This is a genomic window from Pseudomonas sp. UBA6323, assembly GCF_002439135.1.
Classification (GTDB): domain Bacteria; phylum Pseudomonadota; class Gammaproteobacteria; order Pseudomonadales; family Pseudomonadaceae; genus Aquipseudomonas.
Window position 1 is genome coordinate 1 of sequence record NZ_DJSX01000042.1, and the last position, 16,603, is coordinate 16,603.

General features: G+C 63.6%; 13 protein-coding genes and 1 pseudogene. 4 read left to right on the forward strand and 10 right to left on the reverse strand.

What is annotated here, in order from left to right:
- The 6 genes and pseudogenes from B3P22_RS09495 to zwf all read right to left on the reverse strand — a co-directional run.
- A partial coding sequence (locus B3P22_RS09495) for a methyl-accepting chemotaxis protein (protein WP_296270783.1) occupies positions 1-1,683 on the reverse strand: 1,683 nt, incomplete at its 3' end.
- Between the two features lie 305 nt (positions 1,684-1,988).
- The gene (locus B3P22_RS23875) at positions 1,989-2,852 is read right to left on the reverse strand and encodes a methyl-accepting chemotaxis protein (protein ID WP_419096425.1); all 864 of its coding nucleotides are present in this window, start codon (positions 2,850-2,852) and stop codon (positions 1,989-1,991) included.
- Positions 2,853-2,891: 39 nt separating this feature from the next.
- Positions 2,892-3,911, reverse strand: a pseudogene (locus B3P22_RS23880) (methyl-accepting chemotaxis protein); the annotation flags it as partial.
- Positions 3,912-4,089: 178 nt separating this feature from the next.
- On the reverse strand, positions 4,090-4,761 hold the full coding sequence (locus tag B3P22_RS09505; RefSeq protein ID WP_275545739.1) for a bifunctional 4-hydroxy-2-oxoglutarate aldolase/2-dehydro-3-deoxy-phosphogluconate aldolase: 672 nt from the start codon (positions 4,759-4,761) through the stop codon (positions 4,090-4,092).
- Position 4,762: 1 nt separating this feature from the next.
- Positions 4,763-5,476 (reverse strand): 6-phosphogluconolactonase, encoded by a 714-nt coding sequence (gene pgl / locus B3P22_RS09510; RefSeq protein WP_296270785.1) that lies wholly within the window; start codon positions 5,474-5,476, stop codon positions 4,763-4,765.
- On the reverse strand, positions 5,463-6,929 hold the full coding sequence (zwf, locus tag B3P22_RS09515) for a glucose-6-phosphate dehydrogenase (RefSeq protein WP_296270786.1): 1,467 nt from the start codon (positions 6,927-6,929) through the stop codon (positions 5,463-5,465). The genes pgl and zwf overlap by 14 nt, the downstream gene beginning before the upstream one ends.
- A gap of 211 nt (positions 6,930-7,140) precedes the next feature.
- Here zwf and B3P22_RS09520 point away from each other — a divergent pair, with 211 nt between their 5' ends.
- From B3P22_RS09520 to sugE, 3 genes are all read left to right on the forward strand, one after another.
- Positions 7,141-8,001 (forward strand): MurR/RpiR family transcriptional regulator, encoded by an 861-nt coding sequence (locus tag B3P22_RS09520; protein ID WP_197856081.1) that lies wholly within the window; start codon positions 7,141-7,143, stop codon positions 7,999-8,001.
- 131 nt (positions 8,002-8,132) lie between these two features.
- On the forward strand, positions 8,133-9,080 hold the full coding sequence (locus B3P22_RS09525) for a bile acid:sodium symporter family protein (protein ID WP_296270787.1): 948 nt from the start codon (positions 8,133-8,135) through the stop codon (positions 9,078-9,080).
- A gap of 141 nt (positions 9,081-9,221) precedes the next feature.
- Positions 9,222-9,536, forward strand: coding sequence for a quaternary ammonium compound efflux SMR transporter SugE (sugE, locus tag B3P22_RS09530; RefSeq protein WP_296270788.1), 315 nt, complete (start codon positions 9,222-9,224; stop codon positions 9,534-9,536).
- A gap of 112 nt (positions 9,537-9,648) precedes the next feature.
- Here sugE and B3P22_RS09535 read toward each other — a convergent pair whose 3' ends face one another.
- Together B3P22_RS09535 and B3P22_RS09540 are read right to left on the reverse strand one after the other, a co-directional pair.
- Positions 9,649-11,523 carry an MFS transporter gene (locus B3P22_RS09535; protein ID WP_296270789.1) on the reverse strand — a complete coding sequence of 625 codons (1,875 nt, stop codon included), beginning with the start codon at positions 11,521-11,523 and terminating at the stop codon, positions 9,649-9,651.
- Positions 11,520-11,651 (reverse strand): hypothetical protein, encoded by a 132-nt coding sequence (locus B3P22_RS09540; protein WP_296270790.1) that lies wholly within the window; start codon positions 11,649-11,651, stop codon positions 11,520-11,522. Before B3P22_RS09540 ends, B3P22_RS09535 begins: the two co-directional genes overlap by 4 nt.
- A gap of 530 nt (positions 11,652-12,181) precedes the next feature.
- Between B3P22_RS09540 and B3P22_RS09545 the strand changes: the two genes are divergently transcribed.
- On the forward strand, positions 12,182-12,886 hold the full coding sequence (locus tag B3P22_RS09545; RefSeq protein WP_296270791.1) for a 4'-phosphopantetheinyl transferase family protein: 705 nt from the start codon (positions 12,182-12,184) through the stop codon (positions 12,884-12,886).
- A 712-nt stretch (positions 12,887-13,598) separates the two neighbouring features.
- Here B3P22_RS09545 and B3P22_RS09550 read toward each other — a convergent pair.
- Together B3P22_RS09550 and B3P22_RS09555 are read right to left on the reverse strand one after the other, a co-directional pair.
- Positions 13,599-15,206 carry an ATP-binding protein gene (locus B3P22_RS09550; RefSeq protein WP_275545746.1) on the reverse strand — a complete coding sequence of 536 codons (1,608 nt, stop codon included), beginning with the start codon at positions 15,204-15,206 and terminating at the stop codon, positions 13,599-13,601.
- 10 nt (positions 15,207-15,216) lie between these two features.
- Positions 15,217-15,969 carry a response regulator gene (locus B3P22_RS09555; protein WP_296270792.1) on the reverse strand — a complete coding sequence of 251 codons (753 nt, stop codon included), beginning with the start codon at positions 15,967-15,969 and terminating at the stop codon, positions 15,217-15,219.
- Positions 15,970-16,603: the final 634 nt, after the last annotated feature.

Sequence of the window (16,603 nt, forward strand, 5' to 3'; positions counted from 1 at the left end):
CGCCTCACGCGCACGCTCCACGCTGCCCTGGGTCAGCATTTGGCTTTCCTGCAGCACTCCGGCCTCCTGCTGGGTACAGCATTGCAGCGCACCATTAAGGCATTCGATCTCTTCGTTGGACTGCTGGGGACGCCGTGCCAGATAGCGCACGTCGTCCGCCACAACAGCGAAACCACGCCCGGCCTCATCGGCCCGCGCCGCTGCGATGGCCGCATTGAGCGCTAGCAGGTTGGTCTGGTCAGCCACGGCCTTGATCACGTCCATCACGCTGCCGATCTTGTCGCTTTCCTGCTGCAACTGGTGCATGGCCTGATTGGAGCGGGACATTTCCGCAGCCAGCTCTTCGATCTGCTTGATCGCTTCAGCCACCACCTGGTCGCCCTGATAGGCCTCGCGGTCCGCATCCGATGCCGCCAGCGAGGCCTGCTCGGCGTTGCGCGCCACCTCCTGCACCGTGACCGACATTTCCTGCATGGCCGTGGCCACCTGGTCGGTCTCCAGCTTCTGGCTGTTGACCCCGGCGCTGGTCTGCTCGGTCACTGCCGACAATTCCTCGGCGGCACTGGCGATCTGACTGACGCTGTCACGGATGCCGCTGATCAGTTCACGCAAGGCGTTACCCATACGCTGCACACCTTGCTGCAGCGCACCGATTTCATCGCGACGCGTGACCTGCAGGCTCTGAGTGAGGTCACCTGCGGCGATGCGCTCGACAGCATTGAGGGTGTCCTTCAACGGGCCGGTAATCTGCCGGGTAATGACCCACGCCGCCAGCACACTGCAAAGCAGGGCCAGCAACGTGGCGCTGATTTGCAGGGTGCGGGCGCTGGCGCTCTCACTGTCGCGGCGGGTCATCTGGATCTGCGTCAGCTCGGCGCTGGCATTGACGATCCGATAGCCCTGTTCGGTCATTTCCTTGCGGGCCACAGCCACACTTTCATTCGCGGACTTGAACGCCAGTAGCGCGTTACGGTAATCGCTCAGAGCACCCTCGGCGCGGTTGATACGCTCAAGATGCTCACCGGCGAAACGCTCGCGGAACTGGCCAAGGGCTGCCAGGCTCGCATCGATCTGCGTCATGGCGGTACGCTCGGTTTCCGCAGTGGCGTTGAAGATGTAGCCCCTCACGTGGTAACGCACCACCTGCCAGTCGTCCTTGATCTTGGCGATGGCCTGAAACTGTGCGAAGCGGCTTTCATCGTAGTCCGGCAGGGCCACCACCGCGGCACTGATCTCATCGAGCGTTTGCCCGACATTGCCACCGCTGCTCACCATGCCCTGACGAGCATCGTTGATCCCACGGTAGGCGGCACGCATGGCGTTCAGGGAAATCTGGTAGGCCTTGATCTCGCTCTCCTGCATTTTCAGCAGGCGCACGTTCTCCGGACTTTTGAAGGTAGACAGAACCTGCTGGTGCTGAGCGGAGAATTCATCCAGAGTTTTCTGTACGTTCTGGGCAATCTGCTCATCACCATTGGCAAGCATGTACTGCAGGCGCACCACGCGCAGGTTGGTCAACGAATCGCTCAATCGACTGATATCGCTCATCCAGTCGCTGCGCTGTATCAGGCTGCCCAGGCTGGACCAGCCAGCCAGGGCCAGTGCCGCCGTCATGAGCAGGACAAGCGCGAAGCCGATGGCAAGCTTGTAGGTGACGCTGATGTTCGCAAACCAGCTTTTCATAAATTCTCCAACAGAATTGACCAATGCAAAGGGCTGGAGATTTATTGTTGTGGCCAGCGAGAAAAAGGCCGCGATTCTAGGGAACGGGCAGCGACGCTGCCAAGCTTGCCTGCCAGTAATTTGCCAGCCATCCGACGGGCTGCAGCCAGCTGCACCGACTCGCCAGCACCTTATGACCGACGATGAAGACAGTTTTCAGGCAAAGATGAGGATGTAACAAGGCGTGTAGCAGCCACTATCACGGGGTAAGGCTCGCCGCGCTGGCTGTTAAAGTGGTGCACGCCTTGCGCACCACTTTTACCGGATCAAACGCGGAAGCGGCTGACCATGCTTTGCAGCTGGCCACCCAGGCGCGCCAGCTCCACCGAGTTGGCGGCGGTCTCCTCGCTGGCAGCAGCGGTCTGCTCGGCCACGTCGCGCACGCTCAGTACGCTGCGGCCGATCTCTTCGGCGACCGCACCCTGCTGTTCGGCAGCCGCGGCGATCTGCTGATTCATCGACTGAATATTGGACACCTTCTGGTTGATCACACCCAGCGCGACGCCGGCCTTGCGCGCCGATTCGACGCTGCCTTCGGTAAGGCTGCGGCTCTGGCCGAGCACCCCCGCCACCTCCTCGGTACCGCGCCGCAGGGCGCCGATCAGGCTTTCGATTTCTTCGGTGGACTGCTGCGTGCGCCGCGCCAGGCTACGCACTTCATCGGCAACGACAGCAAAACCGCGTCCTGCTTCGCCCGCACGCGCGGCCTCGATGGCTGCGTTGAGCGCCAGCAGGTTGGTCTGATCGGCCACGGCCTTGATCACGTCCATCACGCTGCCGATCTTCTCGCTTTCTTTCTGCAGCAGATTCATGGCGTCGGTGGAGCGCGCCATCTCGCCGGCCAGCGCCTCGATCTGGCCAATCGCCTCGGCCACGACTCGATCCCCCTGGTTCGCCTCGGCATCCGCGTCCGCCGCGGCCAGCGAGGCCTGCTCGGCATTGCGCGCCACCTCGTTGACCGTGGCCGACATCTCCTGCATGGCGGTCGCCACCTGATCGGTTTCCTGCTTCTGGCTGTTGACCCCGGCACTGGTCTGCTCCGTCACAGCCGAGAGCTGCTCGGCCGCGCTGGCAATCTGGCTGACGCTGTCGCTGATGCCACCGATCAGTTCACGCAGGGAGCGGCCCATACGCTGGACGCCTTGCTGCACCACGCCAATTTCGTCGCTACGGCTGGTTTCCGGCAGGTCGGTCAGGTCGCCCGAGGCGATGCGCTCGACCACCGCCAACGTCTCGCCAAGCGGGCGGGTGATCTGACGGATTATCACGATGGCTGCGCCAATGCCGACGAGCAGTGCTACCAGCGTGGCGATCAACTGTATGGATTTGGCTGACGAGCTGTCACTGTCGCGCTGCATGATCTGATTGCGGATCAGCTCGTTACTCAGCCTGACGATTTCGTTACCGGCCTGGTCCAACTCGTCACGCGCCTTGAGCGCCGCAGTATTGGCCTGCTGGAAGGCCGCTACCACCGCCCGGTAGGTTTCGAAACCGCTTTGAATCGCCTTAACTTGCGTGGCGCTTTCACTGCCCATGGACAGCTCCAGCTGGACCAGACTGTCGGCCGTGCGCTGCACCTGTCGAGCCACGGCTGCTTCGGTGTCGGCGTTGACGTTGGCGGTGTAGCCACGTACCTCGTAGCGCATCAGCTGGATACCTTCACGGGCATCACGCATCGCGCGGTAGCGCACCTGGCGCTGCGGGTCGTACTCCGGCATACGCTCTATGCCGCCCTCGAGCGCCTCGATCTCGGCGAAGACGTCGCGTGCCAGCCCTCCCATTTCCTTGCGCGCCTGCGCCGCCTGCGCAAAGCCGGCTTTCATGGCCTTCAGCGAGGCCTGATAGTTGACGATCAGGCTATCCTGCTGCTTGAGCAGACCGATGTTTCCAGCCGATACGAAGTTACCGATGATGCGCTGGTGAGCCTCCCGGTATCGGTCGAGAGACTGCTGCATGGTCTCTCCACGCTCCTCGTCACCGTTGCTCATCACATAACGCACGCGGTCCACTCTCAAGGCACTGAGCAGGTCGTTGACTTGGTTGATCTCGACCACCCGCTGGCTGCGCTCGCTCATGCGGCTTATGCCGGTCCAGCCGCTGAAAGCGAGCACGAGAGTAAGAGACAGAATGAAGCCGAAGCTGAAAGCGAGTTTCAACCTAACGCTGACATTGCCGAGCCATTTGCTCATGAGAATTCTCCGTCCAAGGAAGAGGGATTGGGCATCCGCTGGAGAATTTTTCTTGTTGCCAGCCCGCTAGCCTTCAGCACTCACATAGAGTGACCAATTAGTCGACGATATCATGACGCCACTATTAAGTCATCATTCAACTAGATGACCAAATGACTGCCCGTGGACGAAAATGGCGTCACTTCAGCAATTGCAGGGCCTCTACGCTGCATCGCTGAATCTGCGCCCAATCACTGTTTTCCACCCATTCACGCTGGAACATCCAGGTGCCGCCGACGCACATGACGTTGGGCTGCGCCATGTAACCCTGCAGGTTGTCCGTCGTGATGCCACCAGTCGGGCAGAAACGCACGCCGCCGAAGGGGCCGGCGAGCGCCTTGAGCATCGCCACGCCGCCACAGACCTCTGCCGGAAACAGCTTGAAGCGGCGATAGCCCAGGGCGTAGCCGACCATCACATCGGACGCGCTGCTCACACCTGGCAGCAGCGGCAGCGGGTTGTCCAGCGCCGCCAGCAGCAGTTCGCGCGCACTCCCCGGCGTGACGATGAACTGCGCACCGGCATCAGTTGCGGCGGCGAGCATGCTCTCGTCCAGCACGGTGCCGGCGCCGACACAGAGCTCGGGGCGTTCGGCACGCAGGCGACGAATCGCCTCTAGGCCGTGCTCCGAACGCAGGGTCACTTCCAGCACTCGCAGGCCACCGGCGGCCAGTGCATCGGCTAACGGCAGAATGTCCGCCTCACGGGCGATGGTGATCACCGGCATGATCCGCGCCTGGGCGCAGATGCGGTCGATCTCGGCGATTTTGTCGGCCATGCGCGCGCGCTGGTCTTGGTCGAGGCTGGTCATGTCAGGGGCACCAATGAATTTCGAGAGGGGAATGCAGGAACGCGCGGATCGGCAGCTCGGAGGTTTCACCGGGCTGCAGCGCCGCGCTGAGGATGTTCAGTTTCGCCTGGCCCTGGATCGCCAACAGCGGCAGGCGTGCGCTGGCCAGTATCGGCAGGGTCAGGGTCAGGCGCTGCGCCGGCTCGCTCGGCGCCAGCATCGGCAGCACACGGCGCGCACAAGCTGGCTGAAGCGCCTGGTGCAGATTGGGGCTGTGCGGGAACAGCGAGGCGGTATGGCCGTCATCGCCCATGCCCAGCACCAGCACGTCGATAGGCGCCAACGCGGCGACCGCCGCATCAGCCAGCTCGGCCGCCTGTTCGAGGTTGCCGGCCACTTGATAAAGGCTGAGAAAACGCGCTTCGGCCGCCGCCCCACGCAGCAGGTGACGGCGCACCAGCGCCTCGTTGCTGCCCGCGTGATTGATCGGCACCCAGCGCTCGTCAGCCAGGCTCACCAGCACCTGCGCCCACTGCACGTCCTGCTGCGCCAGCGCTTCGAAGAACGGCACCGGACTGCGCCCACCAGACACCACTAACGTGGCCTGACCGCGACTGGCAATGGCTGCACGCAGCGCATCGGCTACGCGCACCGCCATCGCCTGGGCCTGTTGTTCGGCACTGTCGTAGGGGCAGGCCTGTACGCCCTGCGGCAGTTTCAGTTCAGAGATCGCCATACCAGCTCCTGCCATCCCGGGTGATCAAGGCCACCGAGGCCATCGGGCCCCAGCTGCCGGCGGTGTAGGGTTTCGGCGCTTCGCCGAGGCGCTGCCAGCCGTCGATCAACTGATCGCACCACTGCCAGGCGTATTCGATCTCGTCCTTGCGCACGAACAGGTTCTGGTTGCCGCGCATCACCTCCAGCAGCAGACGCTCGTAGGCATCGGGAATGCGCGCACTGCGGTAGGTATCGGAGAAACTCAGCTGCAGCGGGCCGCTGCGCAGCTGCATGCCCTTGTCCAGGCCCTGATCCTTGGTCAGCACCTGCAGGGCGATGCCCTCGTCCGGCTGCAGGCGGATGATCAGCTTGTTGCCGATCAGCTGGCGCTGCTCCGGGGCGAAGATGTAGTGCGGCGGCGCCTTGAAGTGGATGACGATCTGCGACAGTTTCTGCGGCATGCGCTTGCCGGTTCGCAGGTAGAACGGCACACCGGCCCAGCGCCAGTTGCGGATGTCGGCACGCAGGGCGACGAAGGTTTCTGTGTCGCTCTGGGTATTGGAATTCTCTTCCTCCAGATAGCCCGGCACCGGCCGCCCGTCACTGCTGCCGGCGACGTACTGGCCACGGACCACGCGCTGACCGAGCTGCTCGACACTGATCGGCTCCAGCGCCTTGAGCACCTTGACCTTCTCGTCGCGGATGCTGTCGGCGGACAGATCGCTAGGCGGGTCCATGGCGATCAGGCAGAGCAGCTGCAGCAGGTGGTTCTGGATCATGTCGCGCAACTGCCCGGCCTGATCGAAGTAACCCCAGCGGCCCTCGATGCCGACCTTCTCGGCGACCGTGATTTCCACGTGGGAGATGTGGTTCTGGTTCCACTGGGTCTCGAACAGGCTGTTGGCGAAGCGCAGGGCGATGAGGTTCTGCACCGTCTCCTTGCCCAGGTAATGGTCGATGCGATAGACGCGATTCTCCGGGAACACCTGGGCCACGGCATCGTTGACCGCACGCGAGGACGAGAGGTCATGGCCGATCGGCTTTTCCAGTACCACCCGCGTACCTTCGGCCAGCCCCACGACATCTAGGTTGGCGCAGATGCCGCCATACACCGATGCCGGCGTGGCGAAGTAGGCGATCAACTGATCCTGAGGGCTGACATGCTCGAGCAGCGCGGCATAGTCCTCGGCCTTGAGAAAATCCATCGTCAGATAGTTCAGCCGCGCAAGGAAGCGCGCCAGGTCGGGGTCCGTCAGTTCCTTGGCCGGCACGTACAGCCGCAGAGCCTGCTCGATAGCGAGCAGATGCCGACTCGGCTCACCGCCGTCACGCGCCAAGGCGAGAATGCGAGTGCCATCGTGCAGCAAACCGGCGCGATCGAGCTGGTAAAGCGCGGGAAATAGCTTGCGCAAAGCCAGATCGCCCAGCGCGCCGAACAGGGCCAAGGTGCAGGATTCAAGTTTCATCGGCATGAGTTTGTTCTTTTATCAAGATGAACTAGAAATACCGGGTGATACTGCATTTATCAAGAAAAAATGTTGTCATAGCAACAACATTTTCTATAACCACCGATAAGCCAGTGGTGGCCCGAGGGCAGCATCAGTAGGATAGGCCGGCCGTTTGGCTGCCCAGCCCTGCTGCAGAGCCCCGTTAAACCGCTCGTAAGGAACCCCTATGGACCGAGTGCGCAATCTGCTGGAACAGATCCAGAGCCGCCTGGACGACCTGAACAAGGCCGAACGCAAGGTCGCCGAAGTGATTCTGCATGACCCACAGCAGGCCACTCGTTTCAGCATCGCTGCACTGGCACAGGCGGCCGGTGTCAGCGAGCCCACGGTCAACCGCTTCTGCCGCTCATTCGGCGCCAACGGCTACCCCGAGCTTAAAATGCAGCTGGCGCAAAGCTTGGCCAGCGGCGCCGCCTACGTCAGCCGCGCAGTGTCCGCCGACGACGGTCCCGAGGCTTACACGCGCAAGATCTTCGGCAGCACCATCGCCTCGCTGGACAGCGCCTGCCAGAGCCTCGATCCGCAGCACGTCAGCCGCGCCGTCGACCTGCTGATCCAGGCGCGGCAGATCCACTTCTTCGGCCTCGGCGCCTCGGCCTCGGTTGCGCTTGACGCTCAGCACAAGTTCTTTCGCTTCAACCTCGCGGTTTCGGCCCACTCCGACGTGCTGATGCAGCGCATGATCGCCTCGGTGGCGCACACCGGCGATCTGTTCGTGATCATTTCCTACACCGGACGCACCCGCGAGCTGGTGGAGGTGGCGCGCCTGGCGCGTGAGAATGGCGCTTCTGTCCTCGGACTGACCGCCGCCGGCTCGCCGCTGGCCAAGACCAGCACCCTGAGCCTGGACATTCCGCTGCCGGAAGACACCGACATCTACATGCCAATGACTTCACGCATCATTCAACTCACCGTACTCGACGTACTCGCCACTGGCGTCACCCTGCGCCGAGGCGTGGACTTCCAGCCGCACCTGCGCAAGATCAAGGAAAGCCTGACCGCCAGCCGCTATCCGGCGGATGAAGAGTCGCTGTAGAGATTCGGACAAGGCATCTGCGCGTAGGTTGCGCCGATGATGTCCGCGCCCACCCGCATCGCGCCGTTCAGGCAAATTGCGTCGCTTCTGGTAGGCTTGCCGGCTTTCCCGAAAAGCCCAGGCCTCATTCCATGCAAGCACTGATCGCCTTCAGCCGTTTCATCGGCAACACCTTCGCCGTCTGGGTGTTGCTGTTCGCCGTCATGGCCTTCTTCCAACCCAGCTGGTTCCTGCCGCTGACCGCCTGGATCGTCCCGCTGCTCGGGCTGATCATGTTCGGCATGGGCCTGACTCTGAAGGGCGCAGATTTCCAGGAAGTCGCCCGCCGCCCGCTGGCGGTGCTGCTGGGTGTGCTGGCGCAGTTCAGCATCATGCCACTGGTGGCCTGGGTGCTGTGCCAGGCATTCGCCCTGCCACCTGAGATTGCCGTGGGCGTGATTCTGGTGGGCTGCTGCCCAGGCGGCACCGCCTCCAATGTGATTACCTGGTTCGCCCGTGGCGACCTGGCGCTGTCGGTATCGATCACCGCCGTCACTACTCTGCTCGCTCCGCTCGTCACCCCGGCGCTGATCTGGATGCTGGCCTCGGAATGGCTGCCGGTGTCGTTCGGCGCCATGTTCATTTCTATCCTCAAGATGGTGCTACTGCCCATCGCCCTCGGCCTGATCGCCCAGCGTCTGCTTGGCGAGCGAGTAAAAACCGCCGTCGAGGTACTGCCGCTGATTTCCGTGGTGAGCATCGTCGCCATCGTCGCCGCAGTGGTCGCGGCCAGCCAGGGCAAGATCGCCGAATCCGGCCTGCTGATCATGGCCGTGGTGATCCTGCACAACGGCATCGGCCTGGGCCTGGGGTATCTCGCCGGGCGCCTGTTCGGCATGTCGCTGGCGCAGCGCAAGACGCTGTCCATCGAAGTCGGCATGCAGAACTCCGGCCTCGGTGCCGCGCTGGCCAGCGCGCACTTCAGCCCGCTGGCCGCCGTGCCCAGCGCCCTGTTCAGCGTCTGGCACAACCTGTCCGGCCCGCTGCTGGCGACCCTCTACCGGCGCATGGGCCAGGATGGCAAACAAAGCACCGACTGATTGAGTGCCGCACACCAAATCCGGGCGCCTTGCCCCGGACACGCCGATATGCACAATAACGGTGCGCGCGAGGACGACCTCCACACCCTGAGCCCAGGGTGGCTCATCCGGGGACGGCCCCTTCAGCCACTGGAGGTAACCATGTCCTGGATCATCCTGTTTCTCGCCGGCCTGTTCGAGGTCGGCTGGGCCATCGGCCTGAAATACACCGAAGGCTTCACCCGCCCGCTGCCAACGGCGCTGACCGTCTGCGCCATGCTGGTCAGCCTCGGCCTGCTGGGCCTGGCCATGAAGGAGCTGCCGCTGGGCACCGCCTACGCCATCTGGACCGGCGTCGGCGCCGTGGGTACGGTGATCGCCGGCATTATCCTATTCGGCGAGTCGATGGCGCTGCTGCGCCTGGCCAGCATGGCGATGATCGTCTGCGGGTTGGTCGGGCTCAAGCTGAGCCACTGAGAAAGCCGGAATCCAGCTTTGTGGGAGGCGCTTCAGCGGCGCATCGCGGCTGCGACTGCATGGATGCAGGGAGCGAAGCAGAATGCCCGAGCCGAAAGCCCCTCCCACAAGCTCAACGCCAATCCCCGCGCAACTCGGCCACCTGCGCCTGCAGCACGTCACGCTTGGCCTGCTCCGGCGCGACCGGCGCGCCAGCCACCAGGCACACCCGCGACCACAGGCGTTTGAACAATCCCTTGTGCGGATCGCGACTGAAGAAACTGCCCCACAGGCCCTGCAGCGCCATCGGAATCACCGGCACCGGATTCTCTTCGAGAATCCGCTCGACCCCGGCCCTGAACTCGTCGATCTCGCCATCCCCGCTCAGCTTGCCCTCGGGAAAGATGCACACCAGCTCGCCGTTGCGCAGGTACTCGGCGATCTTCTTGAACGCGGCGTCGTAGATCAGCAGGTCCTCGCTGCGACCGGCGATCGGCACGGTGCCGGCGGTGCGGAAGACGAAATTGAGCACCGGCAGATCGTAGATCTTGTAGTACATGACGAAGCGCACCGGCCGGCGGATAGCGCCGCCGATCAACAGCGCATCGACGAAAGACACGTGGTTACACACCAGCACCGCCGCGCCTTCATCCGGAATCACGCCCAGGTTCTTGTGCTCGACGCGGTACATCGAATGCCCCAGCAGCCAGATGAGAAAGCGCATGCTGAACTCGGGGACGATCTTGAAGATGTAGCTGTTGACCGCGATGTTCATCAGCGACACCACCAGAAACAGCTGCGGAATCGACAGCCCGGCGACGCTCAGGAACAGGATCGCAACGATGGCCGACGCAACCATGAACAACGCATTGAGGATGTTGTTCGCCGCGATTACCCGCGCCCGCTCGTGCTCGGCGGTGCGCGACTGAATCAGCGCGTACAGCGGCACGATGTAGAAGCCGCCGAACAGGCCGATGCCGAGAATGCAGCCGAGAATCCACCAGGCCTGGCCATGGCCCAGCAGCGCCAGCCAGTCATGCGGCGTGGCGCCCTGCGGGAAGCCGCCAGAGAACCACCACAGCAACATACCGAACAGGGTCAGACCGATGGAGCCGAACGGCACCAGGCCGATCTCCACCTTGTGCCCGCTCATGCGCTCGCAGAGCATCGAGCCCAGGCCGATCCCCAGCGAGAACACGGTGAGAATCAGCGTCACCACGCTTTCGTCGCCGGACAACCACTCCTTGGCGTAGGCCGGGATCTGCGTCAGGTAGATCGCGCCGAGAAACCAGAACCAGGAGTTGCCCACCAGCGAGCGTGAAACCGCCGGGCGCTGGCCCAGGCCAAGTTTGAGGATCGCCCAGGACTGGCGAAAGATGTTCCAGTCCAGCGGCAGTTCCGGCATCGCCGCCGAAGCCTTGGGAATGGCCTGGCTGGCCAGGTAACCGAGCAGCGCCACGCCTACCACCGAGCCGGCGACGATGGACGCATAGCTGCTGCTGGCCATCATGATGCCGGCGCCGATGGTGCCGGCCAGAATCGCCAGGAAGGTGCCCATTTCCACCAGTGCGTTGCCGCCAACCAGTTCCTCTTCCTTCAAGTGCTGCGGCAGGATCGAGTACTTCACCGGGCCGAACAGCGCCGACTGCGTACCCATGGCGAACAACACGGCGAGCATCAGCGGCAGGCTGTCGAACAACACCCCGGCAGCGCCGGCGAGCATGATCAATATCTCGGCAGCCTTGATCTTGCGGATCAACGAATCCTTGGCGAACTTCTCGCCAAACTGGCCGCCGAGCGCGGAGAACAGAAAGAACGGCAAGATGAACAGCAAGGCGCAGAGGTTGACCAGCAGATCGCGGTCGACGCCCGTGTTGAGCTTGAAGAGGATGGCGAGAATCAGCGACTGCTTGAAGATGTTGTCGTTGAAGGCGCCTAGCAATTGCGTCACGAAAAACGGCAGGAAGCGCTTCTTGCCGAGCAGGGCGAATTGCGATTGTTGGGTCATCGTCCATGGTCCTCGCGGGAGTCGGTTTTGCCCGCACAGGCATTTGACTGCAAATCGCCCCACGAAAGCCACAGGGCAAATGCGAACGCCTTGGCTAACACCACTTCGTGGGAGGTGATGCTGTTCATCTAAGGCTGCGTGCGCTTAGCCCCCCTCTCCCATCCATGGGAGAGGGGCTGGGGGAGAGGACTGAACAGCAGCAAAACCGCCGGCTTCTCCTATTCGAACGCGGCCCGCCCTTCCCCCAAAGGGGCCAGGGGACTAATTGCGCTCCACCACTTTTATATGAACAGCATTACCTTTGTGGGAGGGGCTTTCGGCTCGGGCATCCTGCTTCGCTATACCTCCTGCATCCATGCAGTCGTAGCCGCGATGCTTTCGCCGCTGAAGCGCCTCCCACGCCCGACGATCTCGGTCCAGTGGGTATGCCAAACGCAGCGCAAAAAAAAAACGGCAGCCCAATCGGGCTACCGTTCTCGAACTCGGAGAAAACGTCAGTGCCCTCGCACTGACTACAACCTCACCTGCACTCCCTGGGGGAATGCCAGCGCAGTCTGACAAAAGCCAGGCACAGCGTCCGTTTAGCTTTGTTAACTGCCTGCAAAGAAATGTAAACGGCGGATGACTGCACGGTCCGCGGCGCGGCACAATCGCGCCCATGAACGCCTACCACCCGGCCTGCTGCAGCCCCCTCGACGATCATGATTCGCTACCGCGCCCGCTCGCCGGCGCGCAGCTGATCAGCACACGCTTCGACCCGGCCTTGCTGGCAGAAGACGATCTCGCCCGCTGCGGCATCCCCCCCGTGCGCGGCGTCGCCAAGCGTCAGGCCGAATACCTGGCCGGGCGTCTGTGCGCACGCGAAGCGCTGCGCCGCGTGACCGGCCAGGCCAGCGTGCCGGCAGTGGGTGAAGACCGCGCGCCGCAATGGCCGCGTGGCGTGGTCGGCTCCATCACCCACGGAGACAACTGGGCCGCCGCGCTGGTCGCGCCGGATGATCGATGGCGCGCCGTGGGCCTGGACGTCGAGCGCCTGCTGCCGGCCGAACGCGCCCAACGCCTGCAGGGCGAAATCCTCACCCCCACCGAGCTGCAACGCCTGCAAGACCTCGACGAAAACGCCCGCGCCCTGCGCATCAGCCTGACCTTTTCGATCAAGGAAAGCCTGTTCAAGGCGCTCTACCCGCTGACCCTGACACGCTTCTATTTCCAGGACGCCGAGCTGCTGGACGTCGATCAGGACTGCGCGCGCCTGCGCCTGCTGATCGACCTGAACACGGACTGGCGCGCGGGCACCGAGCTGGACGGGCAATTCGTGCTGTTCAACAACAAGGTGCTGAGCCTGGTGGCGGTGGCGGCGTAATCATGCATCGTCTCATCATGGCTAGCTCGGTGCGCACGCCCCCCCTACAGAACTGGCGGCGGTCGCGGCGTAGCCCGGATGAAATCCGGGAACAGGTGGCCGGCCAGCCCCGGATTGCATCCGGGCTACAGAGCTGATCGCGTTCGACCATTTCTTATGAACAGCATTACGCCAAGTGCAGGCTTTTGGTTCAGGGCCGGCGCGTGTCATCGGCGCGCATCCGAGCGGACGGTGATGGTGCGTTTGTAGCTGCATTCCCTCGTGGCAGCGTGCGCTGTGGGAGCGGACTTGTCCGCGAACGGGACGGATTAGAAGCATCGCGGCCAAGGCCGCTCCCACAGTTTCGTAGCCCGGATGAAATCCAGAGGATGATGCAGAAATCGCCCCGGATTGCATCCGGGCTACAGAGCTGGTCGCGTTCGGCCGTTTCTTATGAACAGCATTACGCCAAGTGCGGGCTTTTCGGTTCCGGGCCGGCGCGCGCCATCGGCGCGCATGGCGCACCCGAGCGGACGGTGACGGTGCGTTTGTAGCTGCATTCCCTCGTGGCGGCGTGCTCTGTGGGAGCGGACTTGTCCGCGAACGGGGCGGATTAGAAACATCGCGGCCAAGGCCGCTCCCACAGTTTCGTAGGCCGGATGAAAATGCGGGAATGATGCAGAAATCGCCGTGGATTGCAGCCGGGCTACGGGCTGCAGCGCTACGCCGACGCCTACTCGCCCTGGCGCCGCGGCCACACCAGGCTGAAGCGCGCGCCGCCGAGGCTGTCGCTGCGGCCGATCTGCGCGCGGCCGCCGTGCCAGTAGATGATCCTGCGCACGATGGACAGGCCCAGGCCATGGCCACCGGATGCGCGCGTGCGGCTGTCGTCGAGGCGCAGGAAAGGACTGAACAGACGCTCCCAGGCTTCTTCCGGCACGCCCGGCCCGTCGTCCTCGACGTCGATGCGGCAACGCTTGTAGCCGACCTGGCAACTGATTAGCACCCGCCCTTCGGCATAACGCATGGCGTTGCTCACCAGATTCTGCAACGCCCGATGCAGGTAGCGCGGCTCGGCCTCGACCCAGCAGGCGCCCTCGGCCTGCACGCTAAGCGCCGCACCACATTCCACGCGCACCTTGTTGCTCAGCGGTGCCAGCTCGTCGATCACCTGATCGATCAGCGCCTTGAGCTCCACCTGCTGGAAATTCAGCGCCGGCGAGCCCTGCTCCAGGCGCGCGTAGGTCAGCATCTCGTCGACCAGCTTGTCGAGGTCCTGGATATCACTGTCCATGCCATCCATATATTTGCGCCGAGCACTTTCGTTGGGTGCATCGGCGATCATCTCCAGGCCGAAGCGCAGCCGCGCCACCGGCGTGCGCAACTCGTGGGACACCGCACGCACTAGCTCACGCTGGGTACTCAGGGAGGTCTGCAGATGCTCGGCCATGGCATTGAAGCTGCTGGCCAGGCGCCCCACCGAGTCCGCGCCGCGCGTCGGCACGCGCGCATCCAGGCGGCCGCTGGCGATATGCGTGGCAGCGCTTTCCAGCGCTCGCAGGCGCTGCTCCAGCGAGCGCACCAGCAGGTACACGATCAGGCCGATCAGGCTCAGGCCCAGCGCGCCGATCAGCACCAGCAGCTGCGGCGGATAGGGGTTCATCTGGTACAGCGGGCCGATCTCCAGCACCCAGGGCGTATCGACGATGCCGGAGAACACGTAAATGGAGTCGCCGCCCTTGCCCAGCGCCATCACCGTATCGCCCTCGTCGATGCGGCGGCGCTGATCGGGGTCGACGGTGGCGTCCTCGAGCCGCACCAGCTGCAGATCGAAGCCAAACTGCTTGGCCTCCTTCAGTTCGGCCAGGCGTTGCGGCTGCTCATGCACCGGATAGCGCACCAGCTCGTCGATCAGCAGGTAGTTAGTGGCCCGCGCCAGCTGCTCGCTGATCTGCTGGATCTCGCCGGTCAGCAGCAGCGGCTGCGTGCCGTCGAGCAGGCCGTAGACCTTGGCCGAGTGCGGGCCGGTCTGCTGCACCAGCACGTGGCCGCGTTGCAGCCGGTTGCGCTCGCTGCTCTCCAGCGCCACGTCGCTCAGCGCCTGCAGCTCCAGCGGGATGCCGAGCAGGCGCGACCACACCACCAGGGCGCGCTTACGCTCCACTGCGTTCATCGGCAGCAGGTTGTCCGCCATCAGGCGGAAGGTGCCGCGCGCCAGGCCTTCGCGGTACTGGTCGCCGCGCACTTCGTTGACCAGATGCAGCGTGCCGACGCCCAGCAACGCCACCAGCACCAGCGCGGCGAGCATGCCGCCGTAGATACGCAGGAAGATCGAGTTCATGGCCGCCCGATCAATCGCGCAGAAGCGGCGCATCACCGAAGGGCAGCGCTTCGGCGGCCTCGGCGACGAATAGGTAGCCCTTGCTGCGCACCGTCTTGATCATCCGCGGATGCATCGGGTCGTCACCGATTTTCGGGCGGATGCGCGAGATGCGCACGTCGATGGAGCGGTCCTGGCCGTCGTACTCGATGCCTCGCAGGGAATTGAAGATTTCCTCGCGCGACAGGATACGCCCGGCGTTGACCGCCAACAGCCACAACAGATCGAACTCGGCGCTGGTGAGCTCGACACCCTGCTCGCCCAGCCAGGCCTCGCGCATGGCACTGTCGATGGCCAGCGCACCGAATTGCAGGCGCCGCGTCTGGCTCTCGTCACGCTCGCTCTCACCACCCTCGCGGCGGCGCAGCAGCGCGCGAATGCGCGCCAGCAACACGCGCGGGCGCACCGGCTTGCACACGTAGTCATCGGCGCCCATCTCCAGGCCCAGCACCTGGTCCATGTCGTCGGTGCGCGCGGTGAGCATGAGAATCGGCCCCTTGTAGCCGCCGCGCACCTTGCGGCAGATGCTCAGGCCGTCTTCACCCGGCAGCATCAGGTCGAGAATCACCAGATCCGGCTGCTCGGCGAGAATTCGCGCCGCCGCACTGGCACCGTCGGCCTCGATGGCAACGCGCAAGCCATTGCCCTCCAGATACTCGCGGGTCAACTGCGCCAGGCGCTGGTCATCCTCGACGATCAGAATCTGCCACGCTTCTTGTTCCACACCTTCTCCCCTTTGCATACCGGCAAGCGCCGTAACTCCCTCATCCATTCTAGGGGCTGTACGCGTCTCGGTGCGAGCAGCAAACCAGCGCCGGGGCCTGGCCGGCTCGTCAAGCACAGCACATGCCAAAAGCACTATATATAGTGGTAGTCTGTGCGCCGCCAAACAGCTTCGCCAAGTCGCCCAAACCCTCCCTTCAAGGGCGACGAACGGTCGTCAGTGGCCAGAGCCAGAGAACACGCGGGCTACGCCGCTGGCGCCCACAAGACACTCACACCTTATCCACAGGTTGTTCTGTTTCGAGCGCCTTGCAATGCCTGCAACAGCGCACTATCTTGTATCCCCATCGCGCGATACCCACCAGATATTGGGTTACCGCAAAAAACCGGACACAAAAAGAACGAATCGCGCAAGCCCTTTTCACAGGGTTTTCCAAATGTTCCGGTCAATCGTTTCGCCCTAACCCAGGCCTGGCCCGGGTTACAGCCACGCCGCAACGCTCGACGCTGCGCGTGAGCCGGTCAGACAGCGGTCTTGCCCGTCAGTCGACCACTATATGTAGTAGGCGGGGTGTGGTAATGCCCCGCTGTGACTTATGCGCCAGGACGGCACTTGAAGTCGTGCCCACCCTGCC

Excerpts from the sequence above, each read along its gene's own strand:
- B3P22_RS09505 (WP_275545739.1), bottom strand. The coding sequence starts at position 4,761 with ATGACCAGCCTCGACCAAGACCAGCGCGCGCGCATGGCCGACAAAATC.
- B3P22_RS09550 (WP_275545746.1), bottom strand. The coding sequence starts at position 15,206 with ATGAACTCGATCTTCCTGCGTATCTACGGCGGCATGCTCGCCGCGCTG.
- pgl (WP_296270785.1), bottom strand. The coding sequence starts at position 5,476 with ATGGCGATCTCTGAACTGAAACTGCCGCAGGGCGTACAGGCCTGCCCC.
- zwf (WP_296270786.1), bottom strand. The coding sequence starts at position 6,929 with ATGCCGATGAAACTTGAATCCTGCACCTTGGCCCTGTTCGGCGCGCTG.
- B3P22_RS23875 (WP_419096425.1), bottom strand. The coding sequence starts at position 2,852 with ATGGGCCGCTCCCTGCGTGAACTGATCGGTGGCATCAGCGACAGCGTC.
- B3P22_RS09535 (WP_296270789.1), bottom strand. The coding sequence starts at position 11,523 with ATGACCCAACAATCGCAATTCGCCCTGCTCGGCAAGAAGCGCTTCCTG.
- B3P22_RS09545 (WP_296270791.1), top strand. The coding sequence starts at position 12,182 with ATGAACGCCTACCACCCGGCCTGCTGCAGCCCCCTCGACGATCATGAT.
- B3P22_RS09525 (WP_296270787.1), top strand. The coding sequence starts at position 8,133 with ATGCAAGCACTGATCGCCTTCAGCCGTTTCATCGGCAACACCTTCGCC.
- sugE (WP_296270788.1), top strand. The coding sequence starts at position 9,222 with ATGTCCTGGATCATCCTGTTTCTCGCCGGCCTGTTCGAGGTCGGCTGG.
- B3P22_RS09540 (WP_296270790.1), bottom strand. The coding sequence starts at position 11,651 with ATGAACAGCATCACCTCCCACGAAGTGGTGTTAGCCAAGGCGTTCGCA.